Below are 14,275 nucleotides of genomic sequence, written 5' to 3' on the forward strand. Positions count from 1 at the left end.
TTCCTCCCTCAGTGATGCGCGCTGAGCCGGGTGAAAGCGCTCCTGCGGAGCACCACCACCACGGCCGTCAACGCGAAGATCCCGCCCCAGACCGGGAGCGATCCCGGTTGCAGTGCGAACGAATACCCCTTGGCCAGCATCGGCAGCACGAGCACCGCGATCCACGCGGCCACCAGCACCACGGCCGCCCGGCTCACGCCGATGAGCCCGCCCAGCGCCAGGGTTCCCGTGGTGAACGCGAGGCTCGGCAGCAGCGCCAGCCCCAGATTCGTGCCGGTGAGCCACCCCGCGACCAGCAGCACGGGAACCACGGCCACCAGCACCGCCGTGGTGCGGCGGAGAATGAGGTCCAGACCAGCCCGCGGACTGGCGGCGACCAGCTCGTACGCCGGGTCGAGGCCGCGCGACCACGACGCCGCGACCCCCAGCACCGGCAGCACCGGCGCGAAGATCTGGACGAACGACAGGTTGCCCTGGAACCCGCGGTCGAGCACCACGGCCACGACCGCCACCAGCACCGTCATCACCAGCCACGGCAGCATCACCGGGGTCGCCCAGCTGCGGGCCATGAAGCGACCGGGCACGGGTTGCGGCCTGGTGGTGAGCTGGGGCTGGAGTCCATTCCAGACCTCGGTGACCAGTGTGTCCGATGTGGACAGTTGCGCCAGCCTCGCCCGGCAGACGGCACACGTCTCCAGGTGGGCCTCGGCGGCCCACTCCTCGTCGCCCGGCAGCGTGCCGCCGTTGAGGTAGCCGGACAGAAGTCGATCGGAGACGTGTTTCATGTCAGTGCCTCTCGCATGGCGATCCGCGCGCGGCGCGCCCGCGTCTTCACAGTTCCTTCCGGCAGCCCGAGCAGCACGGCGGTCTCGCGGACGGACAGCCCGTCGAGCACCATCGCCTGCAGGACCTGCCGCAGCTCGGGGGCAAGCGTGCGCAGCGCGTCGCCGACCTCGTCACCCACGGTGCCCCTGAGCGCTTCCTCCTCCGCCGCCGGCGCGGTGACGTCGACCTCCGTCACGGTGGGCAACTGCGCGTGCTGTGCCCTCCGCCGAAACGCGTCAACCAGCCTTCTCGCGGCGATCGTCCAGACCCATCCGACCGCCGACCCGCCGGCGGCCGCCCCCGCGAACGACCCGGCCGCCCGCCACACCGCCAGGTACGTCTCCTGCATGACCTCGGCGACCACCTGCTCATCCGCACAGCGGCGCCTCAACCGCACCGCCAGCCACGGCGCCGTGCGACGGTAGAACTCCTCGAACGCCGCCCGATCCCCCCGCGCAGTCCGGCGGACGAGCTGCTCCTCGTCCACCTCTGGCGCGCGCTTCTGGTGCTTCACATCAGGCAAGACGCCGCGAATCATCCCACGGTTCTCGCGGTTGTGTGGTTTGGGTCACACCGTTGGGTGCAGGTGTGCGAGTGGCGGGTGGCGGGTGGCAGGGAAGGTGTGGACCGCCCGGGCGGTGAAGCGGCGAGGCTCACGCGGCGTGGATGCTCCGGCGTGCTCGCGGCGCCTACCCGCCGTTGCCACACGGAGGACGCGAGAGGGAATGCGGGCCTGCCGCCGGAAGGCCAGGGAAGTCGGCCGATTGGCGCAGCGCTCCGCCATCGGGGAAGCAGAACCCGCGAGCCAGCGGGGGTGGGCCAGCGCGGCGGTGGGCACACCACTGCGCGGCGGGCACGGAGGCCGCCGGCGACAGCCGCGGAGCGCGACAAGCCTGGACCGATAGGGCGGCGACGCGGCGATCTGCTCCGGCAACGATCACAACGCCTCGGAACCCCGACATCGCAAACGCGCCGAGCGCGCACGCCAGAGCCGAACCCATCGCCGTCGTCACACCCCGCGTGCAAGGCGAGCCGGAGGCGACAGCCGCGGAGTGGCACGGAAGCGCCCGAACCATCGAGGCGGCGAAGCGACGGCCTGCTCCGCCGCGGCCAGAGCGCGCCGGAACCCCGGAACTGGAACCCGCCGGCTTGCGAAGGTCGGCCGGCGCCGCCGCGGTTACACCACCGGCTGCAGAGGCATGCGGGCTGCAGGTGGCAGCGGGGACAGCTGCGGCGTGGCGCGAAACGCCTGGATCGCCAGCGCGGCGAAGCGACGGGATGCGGCAACGCGGGCGGCCGGCGAGGTGGCGTGGATGCCGTTGTTGGCCATGAGGACCAGGACGAGGTCGTCGACCACGAAGTCGGGGCGGAGGTGGCCCGTGGTTTTGGCGCGGCGGGCCAGTTCGGCGATCGAGGCGAGGGCCGAGTCGCGGGTGGTGGTGAAGTCGAAGGCGCGCGGGAAGCGCGTGAGGAAGGCCGCGGTGAAGCCGCGGTCGCGGGCGTGGACGTCGAAGAGTTTTTCGATGACCAGGCAGAAGCCGAGCCACGGGTCGGGGGTGGCGAGGCCCTCGTCGACGATGTGCCGGCAGACCTGGAGCTGAGCGGCGAAAGCCGTGCCCGCCAGGTCTTCCTTGGTCGGGAAGTGGCGGTAGAGCGTGGCGGGTCCGACGCCGGCGCGGCGGGCGATTTCGCGCATCGGGACGTCGAGGCCTTCGGTGGCGAAGACCTCGCGGGCCGCCGTGAGGATGCGGTCGCGGTTGTCGCGGGCGTCCGAGCGCAGGGGGCGCGAAGCGGCGGAGTGTCCGACCTCGGCGCGCGGCGCGGTGGGGCGCGAGGGATCCGGGTGCGAGGCGCCCACAGGCGAAACAGCGTCGCCCGCGGCACCGGAGCCGGGGTGCGAGGTCTGAGGCAAACGAGCTGTCACGCTCTCACTTTAGCCGAAACGGACGCCCCCGTCCGTTAACGTCGGCGGCGAGATCGAGAGGAGAACACGCAGGTGAAAGCAGTGGCGATTCAGGAGTTCGGGCCGGCCGACGGGTTGCGGGTCATCGAAACGCCGGAGCCCACGCCCGGCCCGGGCCAGGTGCTCATCGAGACCGAGGCCATCGGCGTCGGCGGGGTCGACGCGGTGATCCGGCGCGGCACGCTCGGCAGCTACGGCTTCAAACCCGGCCACATCCCCGGCAGCGAGGTCGCCGGCACGGTCGTCGCGGTCGGTGCCGGCCTGGACGAAAGCCTGAAGGGCCGGCGGGTGTGGGCGTTCACCGGAACTGGCGGCGGGTACGCCGAGAAGGCGGTGGCCGGCGACTTCCTGCCGATCCCCGAGGCCCTGACCAGCGAAGACGCCGTGGCCATCGGCACCTCGGGAGCCGTCGCGCACTTCGCGCTGGCCCATGCGCACTTCGAGCCCGGCGAGTCCGTGCTGGTGCGCGGGGCGGCCGGGAGCATCGGGGTGTCCGCGGTTCAGCTGGCGGCGAGAAGCGGCGCCAAAACCGTGGCCGTCACGACCTCGAACCACGAGCGAGGCGAGCGCCTCCGGAAACTCGGCGCGACGGAAGTCCTCGACCGCGTGGGGACCGGCGAAGGCAAGTACGACGTCATCGTCGACCTGATCGCCGGCCCGAACCTGCCGGACTTCTTCGACAAGCTCAACCCCAACGGCCGCCTGGTCGTCGTCGGCGTGGTCGGCGGGATGCCGCCCGGCGACTTCGCCGCGAAGCTCCTGCAGAACTTCCAGAAGTCGTGGGCGTTCATCACCTTCAGCGCCGACACCGTGCCCCGCGAGGACCTGCGACGAGTGCGCCTGGCGCAGTTCGAGGACGAAACGTTCCACAGCGTCGTCCACGAAGTCCTGCCGCTCGACCAAGCCGCCCTCGCCCACCAGAAGATGGACGACGGCGAGGTATTCGGCCGGATCGTGCTGAAACCCTAACCCTGGATGAAGTCGCGGACGGACGTCACCGGGTCACCCGAGCGCACCAGCGCCTCGCCGACCAGGACGACGTCCGCGCCCCAGCTGCGGTACTCCGCGACGTCACCGGGGCCGGCCACGCCCGACTCCGCCACGCGCACCCGGTCCGCGGGAATCCGCGGGCCCAGCTCCTTGAACACGGTCCGGTCGACCTCCAACGTCGTGAGGTCACGCGCGTTGATCCCCAGCACCTGCGCGCCGGACGTGACCGCGCGCTCCAGCTCGCCGGCCGTGTGCGACTCCACCAGCGGCGTCAAGCCCAGCTCCACCGCGAGGCCGTGCAGGTCGTCGAGCAGCGCGCCCTCCAGCGAGACGACCATCAGCAACGCCAGGTCCGCCCCGAACGCCCGCGCCTCCCACAGCTGGTACGGCTCCACGATGAAGTCCTTGCGCAGCACCGGAACTTCCACTCGCGCCCGCACGGCTTCGAGGTCCGCCAGCGACCCGCCGAACCGGCGACGCTCCGTCAGCACGCTGATGGCCGCCGCACCGCCCTGCTCGTACTGGCCCGCCAGCGCGGCCGGGTCGCTGATGTCGGCGAGCGCGCCCTTGCTCGGGCTCTTGCGCTTCACCTCGGCGATGATCGACACGCCGGGCGCGCGGAACGCCGCCAACGGGTCCCGCGTCGGCGGCAGATCGCGGACGCGCGCCTGCAGGTCGGCGAGCGACGTCGACCGCTTGCGCTCCTCCAGATCCTCCCGGACGCCCTCGAGGATCCCGTCCAGCACGCTCATAGCCCACTCCTCCACCAACGACCACTCAGCGACCATCGTCGGTCCCCCCGGGACCGCAGGCACGCGGGAGTGCGCGCGATCACTGCGTGACGTACCGCCCAGGGCACACAGCGTGGCCGAACAGGTGCGCGAACCCCACCGAAATGCCCGTTACGGCCAGAACTTGCGCCAGCCGTCCGCTTCCAGAGTCGACGGTTCCACGCCCGCGTCCCGCGCCGCTTCCTCAGCCGCCCGGATGTCGCGCGCGAACTGCTTCGCGACGGCGCGCAGCTCACCCTCCGGATCGGTGCCCGCCCGGCGCGCCGTGGCTGCCGTGCGGAACAGCTGCGCCGCCGGGTCCGAGCCGGCCGGGAACAAGTCCAGTGGAATCCCCGCCCGCCCGCTGCGTTGCCCGAGCTTCGCGGCCAACGCGATGGCGGGCTGACCGAGCGCCACACCGTCCACAATGGAGCGACGCTGCTTCTCCGCCTGCTTGAGCTCTTCCCACTTCAGGTTCTGCTGGTCGACCGTGGCCACCTTCGCGGCGTCGGTGAACACGTGCGGGTGCCGCCCGACGAGCTTCGCCGTCAACGCCCGCGCGACGTCGTCGATCGTGAACGGATCCTCGGTGTCCTCCGCGGCCACGCGGGCGTGGAAGAGCACCTGCAGGAGGACGTCGCCGAGCTCTTCGCGCAGGGCCTCGCGGTCGTTCTCCTCGATGGCGTCGAGCAGCTCGTAGGTCTCCTCGACGAGGTACTGACGAAGCGTTTCGTGCGTCTGCACCGCGTCCCACGGGCAGCCGCCGGGAGAGCGCAGGCGGTCCATGACCTCGGCGGCCTCCACCAGCGGCGCCACCGGAGCCTCGATCACGCGCGCGCCCGCGACCACCAGCGCGGCGGCTTCCGGCGACGACGCCGACCCGGTGATCAGCACGAAATCACCGGAAACACCGGACGGAACGGGCGAAACCCCGAACGCCGACGCATCGACGTCCGCAGCCGCGTACACCGCGGCGCCACGCAACAACCCCACGGCCGCGGCCGGAACGGCCGCCCCGTGAGCGACCACCACCACCGGCCCGGTCACGGTTGGACGAGCCACGCCTGAATCGGTCACTGCTGAGCCGGAGCACTACCCCGGACCGGCAGCACGATGCCCTGGAAGCTGTTCGCGTTGGCCGCGAGGTCCATGCCGACCGGGTCCCAGACGCCGTAGCGCGGGTTGATCTTGAAGTCCACGTCGTTCACGTACGGCTGCAGCAGCCGCACCCCGATCGCCCCGATCTGGTCGGGCGTCGGCTGCTGGACCTGGTCGGTCGCAACCGGCTTGCCGGTGGCGCGCTGCCGCACGACGGCGGTGACCCACCACGTCGGCGCCGACGTCGGGTTCGGCTGGAACGCGATGGCCGTGTTCGCCGGGACGCCGAACAGCACCGTCGCGGCGTCCTCCGGCGACGACAGCGCCGGCGCCTGCTGCCCGACGTTGCCCTGCGCGCCGTTCTGGATCTCGGCCTGGATGGCGTTCGGGTTGGCCGCGTACTCCTCGGCCTTCGCGATGGCCTGGCTCCGCGCGGTCGCCGCGTCGATGGCCGGCGCTTCGCTGTCGGACGTCGGCGCACCGATGCTCGTGTAGTCGAAGTTCACCGACAGTGTCGGCAGGTACTTCGCCGCGAGCTTCTGCTCCAGGTACTGGTCGGTGATCGCCTCGCGGTGGTCGCGCACGCGCCAGACGAGCTGCGTCACGGCCGCGGGCTGGTCCTGCGCGAGGTTCTCGGGCAGCGCCCCGGCCAGCGGGTCGCCCTGCGACATCGCGGCGGAGATGGCGGCGTCGTCGGTGGAGAGGCCCTCCTTCTGGGCGGCCTTGCGCACCACGGCGTGCAGCAGCTGCTGGCGCACGATCTCCCGGCCAACCAGGTCGAGCTTGTGCTGCGCGGCGAGCTGCTGCGCGTACGGCTGCTCCTGGACGGCCTTGTCCAGCAGGTCCTGCACCTGGTCGATGGTGGTGACCTGGCCGTCGATGACGGCCGCGGTGCCCACCTGGCTGGGCCCGGCGCCGCACCCGGCGAGCAGGAGGCCACTGGCAACGACACCCACCAGCGCGCTAGACCGTTTTTTCGAGCCGAGGCGCCCCATGATCCGCATCACAGGCCATACCCTCTCACACCGCCGCCCCCGAAACGCAACACCATCGGGGTGCACGAAGCGATATTGTCGACAAATGGACTCATGGTTGTCGATCGAGGTTCTCGACGGGGAGTTCGCAGCGCACAGCTGGCAACGCGCGCACGGCGACAACCTCACCGAAGCCGCCCTGACCCATGGCGCCGAACAGTGGACGTGGCACGTCCACCGCTGGGGCGTCACGCTCGAGATCGAGTTCGCCACGGAGGCACAACGCGACCGGTTCCGCGGGTTGCCCGCGGTGACGGCCGCCCTCGACGCCGTCCCCGACTCCGAACGCGGCCTGCTGGTGTACCCCGGCCGTGGCGGCGGCTCGGGCTCACGCGTGCCGCGCCACCCCCGCCCCCTGCCGAGAGCCGACGCGGGCGCGGTGCCCACGCCGAAAGAGGAAGTCCGTTTACAGCTGGCGACAGGTGAGCCGCCGCCGTTCCAGCTCAGTTCAGGCGGCTGAGCAACTCACGCCAGGCAGGCGCGGGGACGGTGATGTGGCCCGCCTCGCGGTCCTTCGTGTCCCGGACGTGCACGTCGCGACCAGTCGCCACCTCTACGCAGTCACCGGCATTGGGACTGTAGCTGCTCTTGCGCCATTCGAGGGACATTCGGTTCTGCTCCTTGTGGGTGCGGCCGGTCAAAACTGGAGCTGCAGGTCCTCGTCGGAGTCGGGGTAAAGCTCGGCGACGAGGTCTGTGATGAACTGCTTCGAGTCGGTCTCGTTCAGTGCCTGCGCGGTCAGCCCCCGGCAGACATTGCGGTACATGGAGATCTCTTCGGGGTCCTCGAGGAAGAGGTTCACCGCCTCGGTGTCGATGTACACCACCGGATCCGCTTCTTCGAAGTCCAGCAACTTGAAGCTGCCACCCACTCCCACATGGCAGCCCACGGAGGTGGGCACGACCCGGATCGTGATGTTCGGCCGCACCGCCAGCCGCAAGAGATGGTAGAGCTGCTCGGCCATGAGATCCGGTCCGCCGAAATCAAGCCTCAGCACAAACTCGTGCAGGAAGATTTCGAACTTGATCCGTGACTGGTCGAGTACATCGCGGCGCTTCATCCGCCGGTTGACATACCCCTCAAGGTCGCCCTGCAGGTTGACCGATGACTCCATCTGCGCGCGACAGTATCGCTCGGTCTGCATGAATCCGGGAATGAGGTTCATCTGGAAGGCGAAGATAGACGAAGCCTCAGCTTCGAAGTTTTCCAAAGTCCGCAACCGTCGCCTGCGCCGGTCCAACGGAGACTCCACGAGGCCGAGCTTGTCTATGTCTTCACAGAGCGCATAGATTTCGTCGGCCTCTTCGCCGACCACACCCATGAGAGTGACCATCTTGACCACGTCTATGTACTTGGTGCCACGCCTCGCGTAGAACATGTTGGAGATACGGGTTGGCGGCCAGTCCAACCGGCGCGCCATCTCCCGCACTCCCCAGTGATGTTCAGCCATCAGCTCTCGCAAACGGACACCAAGTTGGCGGCCGCGCACAGTGGAATAGCGATCATGCATGCGGAAGACGGTACGGCCGAACCGCTTACCCTCCAACGTTTGTGCTGGTGGTTCCCCCAAACGTCGGGGTGTTTCCAGTTGTGTACAACTACACTGTCGCGGGAGTTTTCGTCAGCTGGGTCAGGAACTTCGTGCACCAGTCGAGCAGTTCCTGGTCCCGCAGGGTCGGGGCGCCCATGCGGCCGCCGGCGGGGCCTTCCGTCGGCTTGGGTACGGAGACCGTGTTGGTCACCGCCTTGTACAGCGCCTTGGGGTACAAGCGTTTCAGCCGCACCATTTGCGAATCGGCGAGGGGCAGGGGTGCGAAGCGGATGGTGTTGCCCTGCACCGCGACCTCCGTGACGCCCGCCGCGCGGCAGGTGTGGCGGAAGGCGGCGACGGCGAGCAGGCGGTTGACGGGGGCGGGTGGCTGGCCGTAGCGGTCGATGAGTTCTTCGCGCACGGCGTCGAGGCCCGCGGTGTCGGGCGCGGCCGCGATCTTGCGGTAGGCCTCCAACCGCAACCGTTCGCCTTCGACGTAGTCGTGGGGGATGTGGGCGTCGATGGGGAGGTCGACGCGGACTTCGGCGAGTTCCTCCTCTTCGCTGGGCTCGGCGCCGGCGTGGCGGCGGAAGGCTTCGACGGCTTCGCCGACCAGGCGCACGTACAGGTCGAAGCCGACGCCCGCGATGTGGCCGGACTGTTCGGCGCCGAGGATGTTGCCCGCGCCGCGGATCTCCAGGTCCTTCATCGCGACGGCCATGCCCGCGCCCAGCTCGGTGTTCTGTGCGATGGTCGCGAGCCGGTCGTGCGCGGTTTCCGTCAACGGCGCTTCCGGCGGGTACAGGAAGTAGGCGTAGCCGCGTTCGCGGCCGCGGCCGACGCGTCCGCGCAGCTGGTGGAGCTGGGCCAATCCCAGCAGGTCACCGCGTTCGACGATGAGGGTGTTGGCGTTGGAGATGTCCAGGCCGGTTTCGACGATCGTGGTGCAGACGAGCACGTCGTACTCGTTTTCCCAGAAGCCCTGGATGATCTTTTCGAGCTTGTCCTCGTTCATCTGGCCGTGGGCGGTCACGACGCGCGCTTCGGGCACCATCTCGCGGATGCGTTTGGCGGCCTTCTCGATGGAGGAGACGCGGTTGTGGACGTAGAAGACCTGGCCGTCGCGCAGGAGCTCGCGGCGGACGGCGGCGCCGACCTGCTTGTCGTCGTAGCCGCCGACATACGTCAGGATCGGGTGCCGGTCTTCGGGCGGGGTGAGGATGGTGGACATCTCGCGGATGCCGGCGAGCGACATCTCCAGCGTGCGCGGGATCGGGGTGGCGGACATCGTGAGCACGTCGACGTGCGTGCGCAGCGCCTTGATGTGCTCCTTGTGCTCCACGCCGAACCGCTGCTCCTCGTCGACGATCACGAGGCCCAGGTCCTTGTACCGGATCCCGGTCTGCAGCAGGCGGTGCGTGCCGATGACGATGTCGACCTCACCCTCGGCGAGCTGCTCGAGGATCTGGTCGGACTCGGCCTTGTGCGTGAACCGCGAAAGGCCCTTGATCGTGACCGGGAACGACTGCATGCGCTCGGTGAAGGTGTTCAGGTGCTGCTGCGCGAGCAGCGTCGTCGGCACGAGCACGGCGACCTGTTTGCCGTCCTGCACGGCCTTGAACGCGGCGCGCACGGCGATCTCGGTCTTGCCGTAGCCGACGTCGCCGCAGATCACGCGGTCCATGGGGACGCCGCGTTCCATGTCGGCCTTGACCTCGTCGATGGCGGCGAGCTGGTCGTTGGTCTCGGTGAAGGGGAACGCGTCTTCGAGCTCGTGCTGCCAGGGCGTGTCGGGGCCGAAGGGGTGGCCGGGCGCGGCTTGGCGGGCGGCGTAGAGCTGCACGAGCTCGGCCGCGATCTCCTTGACGGCCTTCTTCGCCCTGGCCTTGGTGTTCTTCCAGTCGGAGCCGCCGAGCTTGTTGAGCGTGGGCAGCTCGCCGCCGACGTAGCGGGAAACCTCGTCGAGCTGGTCGGTCGGCACGAACAGCCGGTCGCCCGGGTGGCCGCGCTTGGAGCTCGCGTACTCCAGCAGCAGGTACTCGCGCGTGGCGCCGGCGACGGTGCGCTGCACCATCTCGACGAAACGGCCGATGCCGTGCTGGTTGTGCACCACGTAGTCGCCGGCCTTCAGCGCCAGCGGGTCGACGGCGTTGCGCCGCCGTGACGGCATCTTGGCGTTGAGGTCCTTTGTGGACGTTCCGGCGTTGGCGCCGCGGCCCGTGAGGTCGGCTTCCGACAGCACCACGAGGGCGCGCTCGGGTGAGACGAAGCCGTCGACGAGAGCACCGCAGGTGACGGTGACAACGCCGGCGCGCGGGGCCTCGGTGATGCCGTCCGCGGCCAGCGCGGCCGGCACCTCGGCGGTGGTGAGCTGCTCGACGGCGCGGCTGGCCGTGCCGTGGCCCGCGACCACGAGCACGCCGGTGCCGCCGGCGGCGACGTGGGCGCGCAGGTCGGTCATCGCGCGGTCGAACTCGCCGCGGTAGGCGGGCGCGGCCTCGACGCCGATGCGGTAGACGTCGGGGTCTTCGCTGCTCAGCTGGGTGATCGTCCACCACGCGCGCTTGGTGTCCTGCGCGTGCTCGGCGATCTCGGCCAGGTCGCGGTAGGCCGACGCGCCGAGGTCGATGGGCGCCTGGCCGCCGGCCGCGGCCGTGGTCCACGACGCTTCGAGGAACTCCTGGCCGGTGCGCACGAGGTCGTGGGCGCGGGCGCGGATCTTCTCCGGGTCGGCGAGCAGCACGTGGCTGCCGCGCGGCAGGGCGTCGGTGAGCAGGGTGAGCTCGCCGGCGCACAGGACCGGGATGAGGGCTTCCATGCCTTCGACGGGGATGCCGTCGGCGAGCTTGGTGAGCATTTCGGCCAGCTGCGCGTCGGCTTCGTAGGTGACGGCGAGCTCGGCGGCCTTGGCCTTGACGTCGGCGGTGAGCAGCAGCTCACGGCACGGCGGCGCGGTGACGTGCTGGATCTCGCCCGGCAGGGAGCGCTGGTCGGAGACGGCGAACGCGCGGATCTCGCTGACCTCGTCGCCCCAGAACTCCACGCGCACGGGGTGCTGGGCGGTGGGGCCGAACAGGTCGAGGATGCCGCCGCGGACGGCGAACTCGCCGCGCTTCTCGACCATGTCCACGCGGGTGTAGGCGAGCTCGACCAGGCGCTCCAGCAGGCCTTCGAAGCTCTGCTCCTCGCCGACGACCAGGTCGACGGGCGCCAGCGAGCCGAGGCCCGGGGCCATGGGCTGGATCAGGCTGCGGACGGTGGCGACGACGACCTTGAGCTCGTCGTCGCCCTGGTGCAGGCGGTGCAGCACCTCGAGGCGGCGCCCGACGGTGTCGGCGCGCGGCGAGAGGCGCTCGTGGGGCAGCGTCTCCCACGAGGGGAAGTCGACGACCTTCTCGTGCCCGAGCAGAGCTTCGAGGGCGGCGGTGAGCTCGTCGGCCTCGCGGCCGGTGGCGGTCACGGCCAGCACGTGGCGGCCCGCGCCGCCTCTGGATTCGTCTTCGGCGAGCGCGGCGGCGACCAGCTGACGTGCGGTCACGGCGCCCTGCAGTTCGAGCAGCGGGGCGCCGGCGCGTTCAACGACCCCGCGCAGGGCGGGGTCGGGGAGGATGGCTTGGAGGAGTCCGGACAGTGGAGCGTCGGTCACGTCTTCCAGACTACGTCGGGGCACCGACAGTCCGGGGGCGACCTAGCCACGTGGTGAGGGCGGCGCGCAGGTCGGTTTGGCCCGGGGTCACCCAGGCGACGTAACCGTCGGGGCGGATGAAGGCCGCGAGGGGCTGGTCGGGGAACGCGGTCGGGCGGGCGGTGGTGATCGTCAGGCGGTCCGACCAGGGTGCGGCGGTGGTCGCGACGTTGGCGCCCGCGTCGAGCAGGACGGCTTTGCCCGCCCGGAAGTGGGTGGTGAGGCTGGTGCCGTCGTCGAGCGGGAAGTCGGGGACGCGGTGGCCGATGAGGGGGTTGTCGCCTTCGCCGTAGTGCTGCCAGGTGCCGCTGATCCGGGTGACGACGTCGGTGGCGCCGTCGGGGGTGTCGAGGAGGTCGGTGATCACCTCGCGCAGCGCGTCGGCGCGGGCGCCGCGGTGCTGGGTGAGGGCGGTTTGGGCCATGCTCCAGCGCTGGGCCCAGGCGCCGATCGGGTGGCGCTCTTCGGTGTAGGTGTCCAGGAGGGTTTCGGGAGCCTGCTCGCGGGCGACGAGGGCGAGTTTCCAGCCGAGGTTGACGGCGTCGCCGAGGCCGACGTTGAGGCCTTGGCCCCCGGCCGGCGAGTGGACGTGGGCGGCGTCGCCGGCAAGCAGGACGTTGCCCTGCCGGTAGGTGGCGGCTTGGCGGGTGGTGTCGGAGTAGCGGGTGGCCTGGTGGATCTTGGTGATCTTGACGTCGGTGCCGCTGGTGCGGCGGAGGCTGGCTTGGAGCTCTTCCCGGGTGACGGGGCCGGTCTCGGCCGGGGCGGTGAACTCGACGGGGTGGATGCGCAGCGCTTGGCCGGCTTCGGGGGCCTAGCCGCCGACGGTGTAGGAGCCGTTTTCGGTGCGCTGCCAGCCGTCCGCGTTGAGTTCGGCCGGGTCGTCGAGCTCCACGATCGCTTGGCGGTCGGTGAAGACGGGGTCCTCGCCGGGGAACTCGAAGCCGGCGAGCTTGCGGACGGTGCTGCGGCCCCCGTCGGCGCCTACCAGCCACTTCGTGGTGATCGTTCCGCCTGTGGTGTGGACGGCGCCGGCTTCGAAGCCGACGAGTTCGGTGCCTCTTGCGACGTGCGCGCCCAGGCGAGTGGCGTGGTCTTTGAGGACGGCTTCGAGATCGGCTTGGGCGATCACGCCGGCACCGAGGAACTCCTGCTGCGCGTCCGGCTTGAGCCGGCTGGCGCGGATGCCGATGCCGGCGAAGTGGCCGACGAAGATGTCTTGCTGCGCTTCGTGTTCTGGCGGGGCCTGCCCGTTGAACCACCAGAGCGCCGCCTGCTCGACGGCGGGCAGCAGCCCCCGCAGGTGGAGGGCGTGGACGCTGGGGGCGTTGAGGGCCCGGGCGCCCAGCGAGCCGTACCGCGTCGGCGGGCGTGCCGTCTCCCGCTCCAGGACTTTCACACTGGCGCCGCCCAGCCTCAGCTCCGCGGCGAGCATCAGGCCGACCGGCCCCGCACCGGCCACGACGACGTCGTAGTCCATGTCCGTCCCCCAAAACCCGGTTACAGTGTTCCTGGTATATCGAACTGGGTACGGTGTGCGCAATAGCTTGTTCTTCGAGCCGGCGAGGAGGCCCGGACGGTGGCGGACCACCCCGTGATCTGGATGCGCCCCGAACACGGCGCGCGCGGCCCCCGCCCCGCCCACAGCCGCGCCGACGTGGCGCGCGCGGGCATCGAGATCGCCGACGCCGAAGGCCTGGACGCCGTGTCGATGCGGCGCATCGCCTCGTCGTTGGGCGCCGGGACGACTTCGCTGTACCGCTACGTGTCCAAAAAGGACGATGTACTCGAGCTGATGGTCGACGAGGTCATGGGCTCCCTCACCGGCACGCGCCTGAGCGGCCCCTGGCGCACCGACCTCGCCACGATCGCCCGCGCACAGCGCGGCTTGGCGCTGCGGCACCCGTGGCTGGCCGCCCTGTCGTCCGGGCGCACCAACCACGGCCCGAACAGCCTGCGGTGGCTGGAACTCTCGCTGTCGGCCTTCGACGGCCTTGACCTCTCGACCGACGACATGCTCGCCAACCTGGGCACCCTGTCGGCCTTCGTCCTGGGCCACGTCCTCGGCGAGCTCGGCGACCGCGCCGCCGCCCACCGCTCCGGCCTCACGCACGCCCAGTGGATGGAGCAGCAGGGCGAATACGGCCCGACGATCGTCGGCAGCGGCCTCTACCCGCGGTTCACGCGGGTGATCGTGGAGGCCGAGACGCCGCATGCGGAGGACCGGCAGGATCGACTGTTCGAAGCGGGGCTGGCGCGGGTGCTGGACGGGTTGGCGGCACACCTGCCTTGAGTCGGCCGGCGACGTGCGGTTTGGCGACGATGCCGAGGGGTTCGCGGCGATGCCGAGGTTCTCGCGATGGCAGGGGTTCGCGGTGG

Annotated in this window: 14 protein-coding genes and 1 pseudogene; 3 read left to right on the forward strand and 12 right to left on the reverse strand. The window is 70.5% G+C overall.

Going from position 1 to position 14,275, the window contains the following annotated elements:
- Window positions 1–8: 8 nt before the first annotated feature.
- The 3 genes from AB0K15_RS13395 to AB0K15_RS13405 all read right to left on the reverse strand — a co-directional run bounded on the left by AB0K15_RS13395 (window position 9) and on the right by AB0K15_RS13405 (window position 2,605).
- Window positions 9–785, reverse strand: coding sequence for a zf-HC2 domain-containing protein (locus tag AB0K15_RS13395; protein ID WP_364049102.1), 777 nt, complete (start codon window positions 783–785; stop codon window positions 9–11).
- Window positions 782–1,339 carry an RNA polymerase sigma factor gene (locus AB0K15_RS13400; RefSeq protein ID WP_364049914.1) on the reverse strand — a complete coding sequence of 186 codons (558 nt, stop codon included), beginning with the start codon at window positions 1,337–1,339 and terminating at the stop codon, window positions 782–784. The genes AB0K15_RS13395 and AB0K15_RS13400 overlap by 4 nt, the downstream gene beginning before the upstream one ends.
- A gap of 663 nt (window positions 1,340–2,002) precedes the next feature.
- Window positions 2,003–2,605 carry a helix-turn-helix domain-containing protein gene (locus AB0K15_RS13405; RefSeq protein WP_364049916.1) on the reverse strand — a complete coding sequence of 201 codons (603 nt, stop codon included), beginning with the start codon at window positions 2,603–2,605 and terminating at the stop codon, window positions 2,003–2,005.
- Window positions 2,606–2,821: 216 nt separating this feature from the next.
- Between AB0K15_RS13405 and AB0K15_RS13410 the strand changes: the two genes are divergently transcribed.
- A complete protein-coding gene (locus tag AB0K15_RS13410; RefSeq protein WP_364049104.1) occupies window positions 2,822–3,757 on the forward strand; it encodes a zinc-binding dehydrogenase in 936 nt (311 codons plus the stop codon).
- Here the strand turns inward: AB0K15_RS13410 and trpC are convergent.
- The 3 genes from trpC to AB0K15_RS13425 all read right to left on the reverse strand — a co-directional run bounded on the left by trpC (window position 3,754) and on the right by AB0K15_RS13425 (window position 6,602).
- A complete protein-coding gene (trpC, locus tag AB0K15_RS13415) occupies window positions 3,754–4,530 on the reverse strand; it encodes an indole-3-glycerol phosphate synthase TrpC (protein WP_364049106.1) in 777 nt (258 codons plus the stop codon). The two genes, AB0K15_RS13410 and trpC, sit on opposite strands and share 4 nt — an antisense overlap.
- 150 nt (window positions 4,531–4,680) lie before the next feature.
- Window positions 4,681–5,595, reverse strand: coding sequence for a MazG family protein (locus AB0K15_RS13420; protein WP_364049918.1), 915 nt, complete (start codon window positions 5,593–5,595; stop codon window positions 4,681–4,683).
- 26 nt (window positions 5,596–5,621) lie between these two features.
- Entirely contained in the window at window positions 5,622–6,602 is a 981-nt protein-coding gene (locus AB0K15_RS13425) for a hypothetical protein (RefSeq protein WP_364049108.1), read from the reverse strand.
- Between the two features lie 124 nt (window positions 6,603–6,726).
- On the opposite strand from AB0K15_RS13425, the gene AB0K15_RS13430 reads away from it, so the two are divergent.
- Window positions 6,727–7,140, forward strand: coding sequence for a hypothetical protein (locus AB0K15_RS13430; protein ID WP_364049110.1), 414 nt, complete (start codon window positions 6,727–6,729; stop codon window positions 7,138–7,140).
- Here AB0K15_RS13430 and AB0K15_RS13435 read toward each other — a convergent pair.
- From AB0K15_RS13435 to AB0K15_RS13460, 6 genes and pseudogenes are all read right to left on the reverse strand, one after another.
- Entirely contained in the window at window positions 7,124–7,288 is a 165-nt protein-coding gene (locus AB0K15_RS13435; RefSeq protein ID WP_364049112.1) for a DUF397 domain-containing protein, read from the reverse strand. The genes AB0K15_RS13430 and AB0K15_RS13435 overlap by 17 nt on opposite strands.
- Window positions 7,289–7,317: 29 nt before the next feature.
- Complete coding sequence (locus tag AB0K15_RS13440) at window positions 7,318–8,190, reverse strand: helix-turn-helix transcriptional regulator (protein WP_364049114.1); 873 nt, start codon at window positions 8,188–8,190, stop codon at window positions 7,318–7,320.
- A gap of 88 nt (window positions 8,191–8,278) precedes the next feature.
- A complete protein-coding gene (gene mfd / locus AB0K15_RS13445) occupies window positions 8,279–11,842 on the reverse strand; it encodes a transcription-repair coupling factor (protein WP_364049920.1) in 3,564 nt (1,187 codons plus the stop codon).
- 25 nt (window positions 11,843–11,867) lie between these two features.
- On the reverse strand, window positions 11,868–12,320 hold the full coding sequence (locus AB0K15_RS13450) for a hypothetical protein (RefSeq protein WP_364049116.1): 453 nt from the start codon (window positions 12,318–12,320) through the stop codon (window positions 11,868–11,870).
- Window positions 12,321–12,344: 24 nt separating this feature from the next.
- Window positions 12,345–12,689, reverse strand: a pseudogene (locus AB0K15_RS13455) (FAD-dependent monooxygenase); the annotation flags it as partial.
- 21 nt (window positions 12,690–12,710) lie between these two features.
- Window positions 12,711–13,376, reverse strand: a complete 666-nt coding sequence (locus tag AB0K15_RS13460) for an FAD-dependent monooxygenase (protein ID WP_364049118.1) — start codon at window positions 13,374–13,376, stop codon at window positions 12,711–12,713.
- Between the two features lie 99 nt (window positions 13,377–13,475).
- On the opposite strand from AB0K15_RS13460, the gene AB0K15_RS13465 reads away from it, so the two are divergent.
- Window positions 13,476–14,189, forward strand: coding sequence for a TetR/AcrR family transcriptional regulator (locus AB0K15_RS13465; protein ID WP_364049120.1), 714 nt, complete (start codon window positions 13,476–13,478; stop codon window positions 14,187–14,189).
- Window positions 14,190–14,275 lie beyond the last annotated feature (86 nt).

This window comes from Amycolatopsis sp. NPDC049253, assembly GCF_040678995.1.
Taxonomy (GTDB): domain Bacteria; phylum Actinomycetota; class Actinomycetes; order Mycobacteriales; family Pseudonocardiaceae; genus Amycolatopsis.

Bases quoted from the DNA above. Each gene is read 5' to 3' on its own strand.
- AB0K15_RS13395 (WP_364049102.1), bottom strand. From the start codon at position 785: ATGAAACACGTCTCCGATCGACTTCTGTCCGGCTACCTCAACGGCGGC.
- trpC (WP_364049106.1), bottom strand. From the start codon at position 4,530: ATGAGCGTGCTGGACGGGATCCTCGAGGGCGTCCGGGAGGATCTGGAG.
- AB0K15_RS13430 (WP_364049110.1), top strand. From the start codon at position 6,727: ATGGACTCATGGTTGTCGATCGAGGTTCTCGACGGGGAGTTCGCAGCG.
- AB0K15_RS13435 (WP_364049112.1), bottom strand. From the start codon at position 7,288: ATGTCCCTCGAATGGCGCAAGAGCAGCTACAGTCCCAATGCCGGTGAC.
- AB0K15_RS13440 (WP_364049114.1), bottom strand. From the start codon at position 8,190: ATGCATGATCGCTATTCCACTGTGCGCGGCCGCCAACTTGGTGTCCGT.
- AB0K15_RS13450 (WP_364049116.1), bottom strand. From the start codon at position 12,320: ATGGCCCAAACCGCCCTCACCCAGCACCGCGGCGCCCGCGCCGACGCG.
- AB0K15_RS13460 (WP_364049118.1), bottom strand. From the start codon at position 13,376: ATGGACTACGACGTCGTCGTGGCCGGTGCGGGGCCGGTCGGCCTGATG.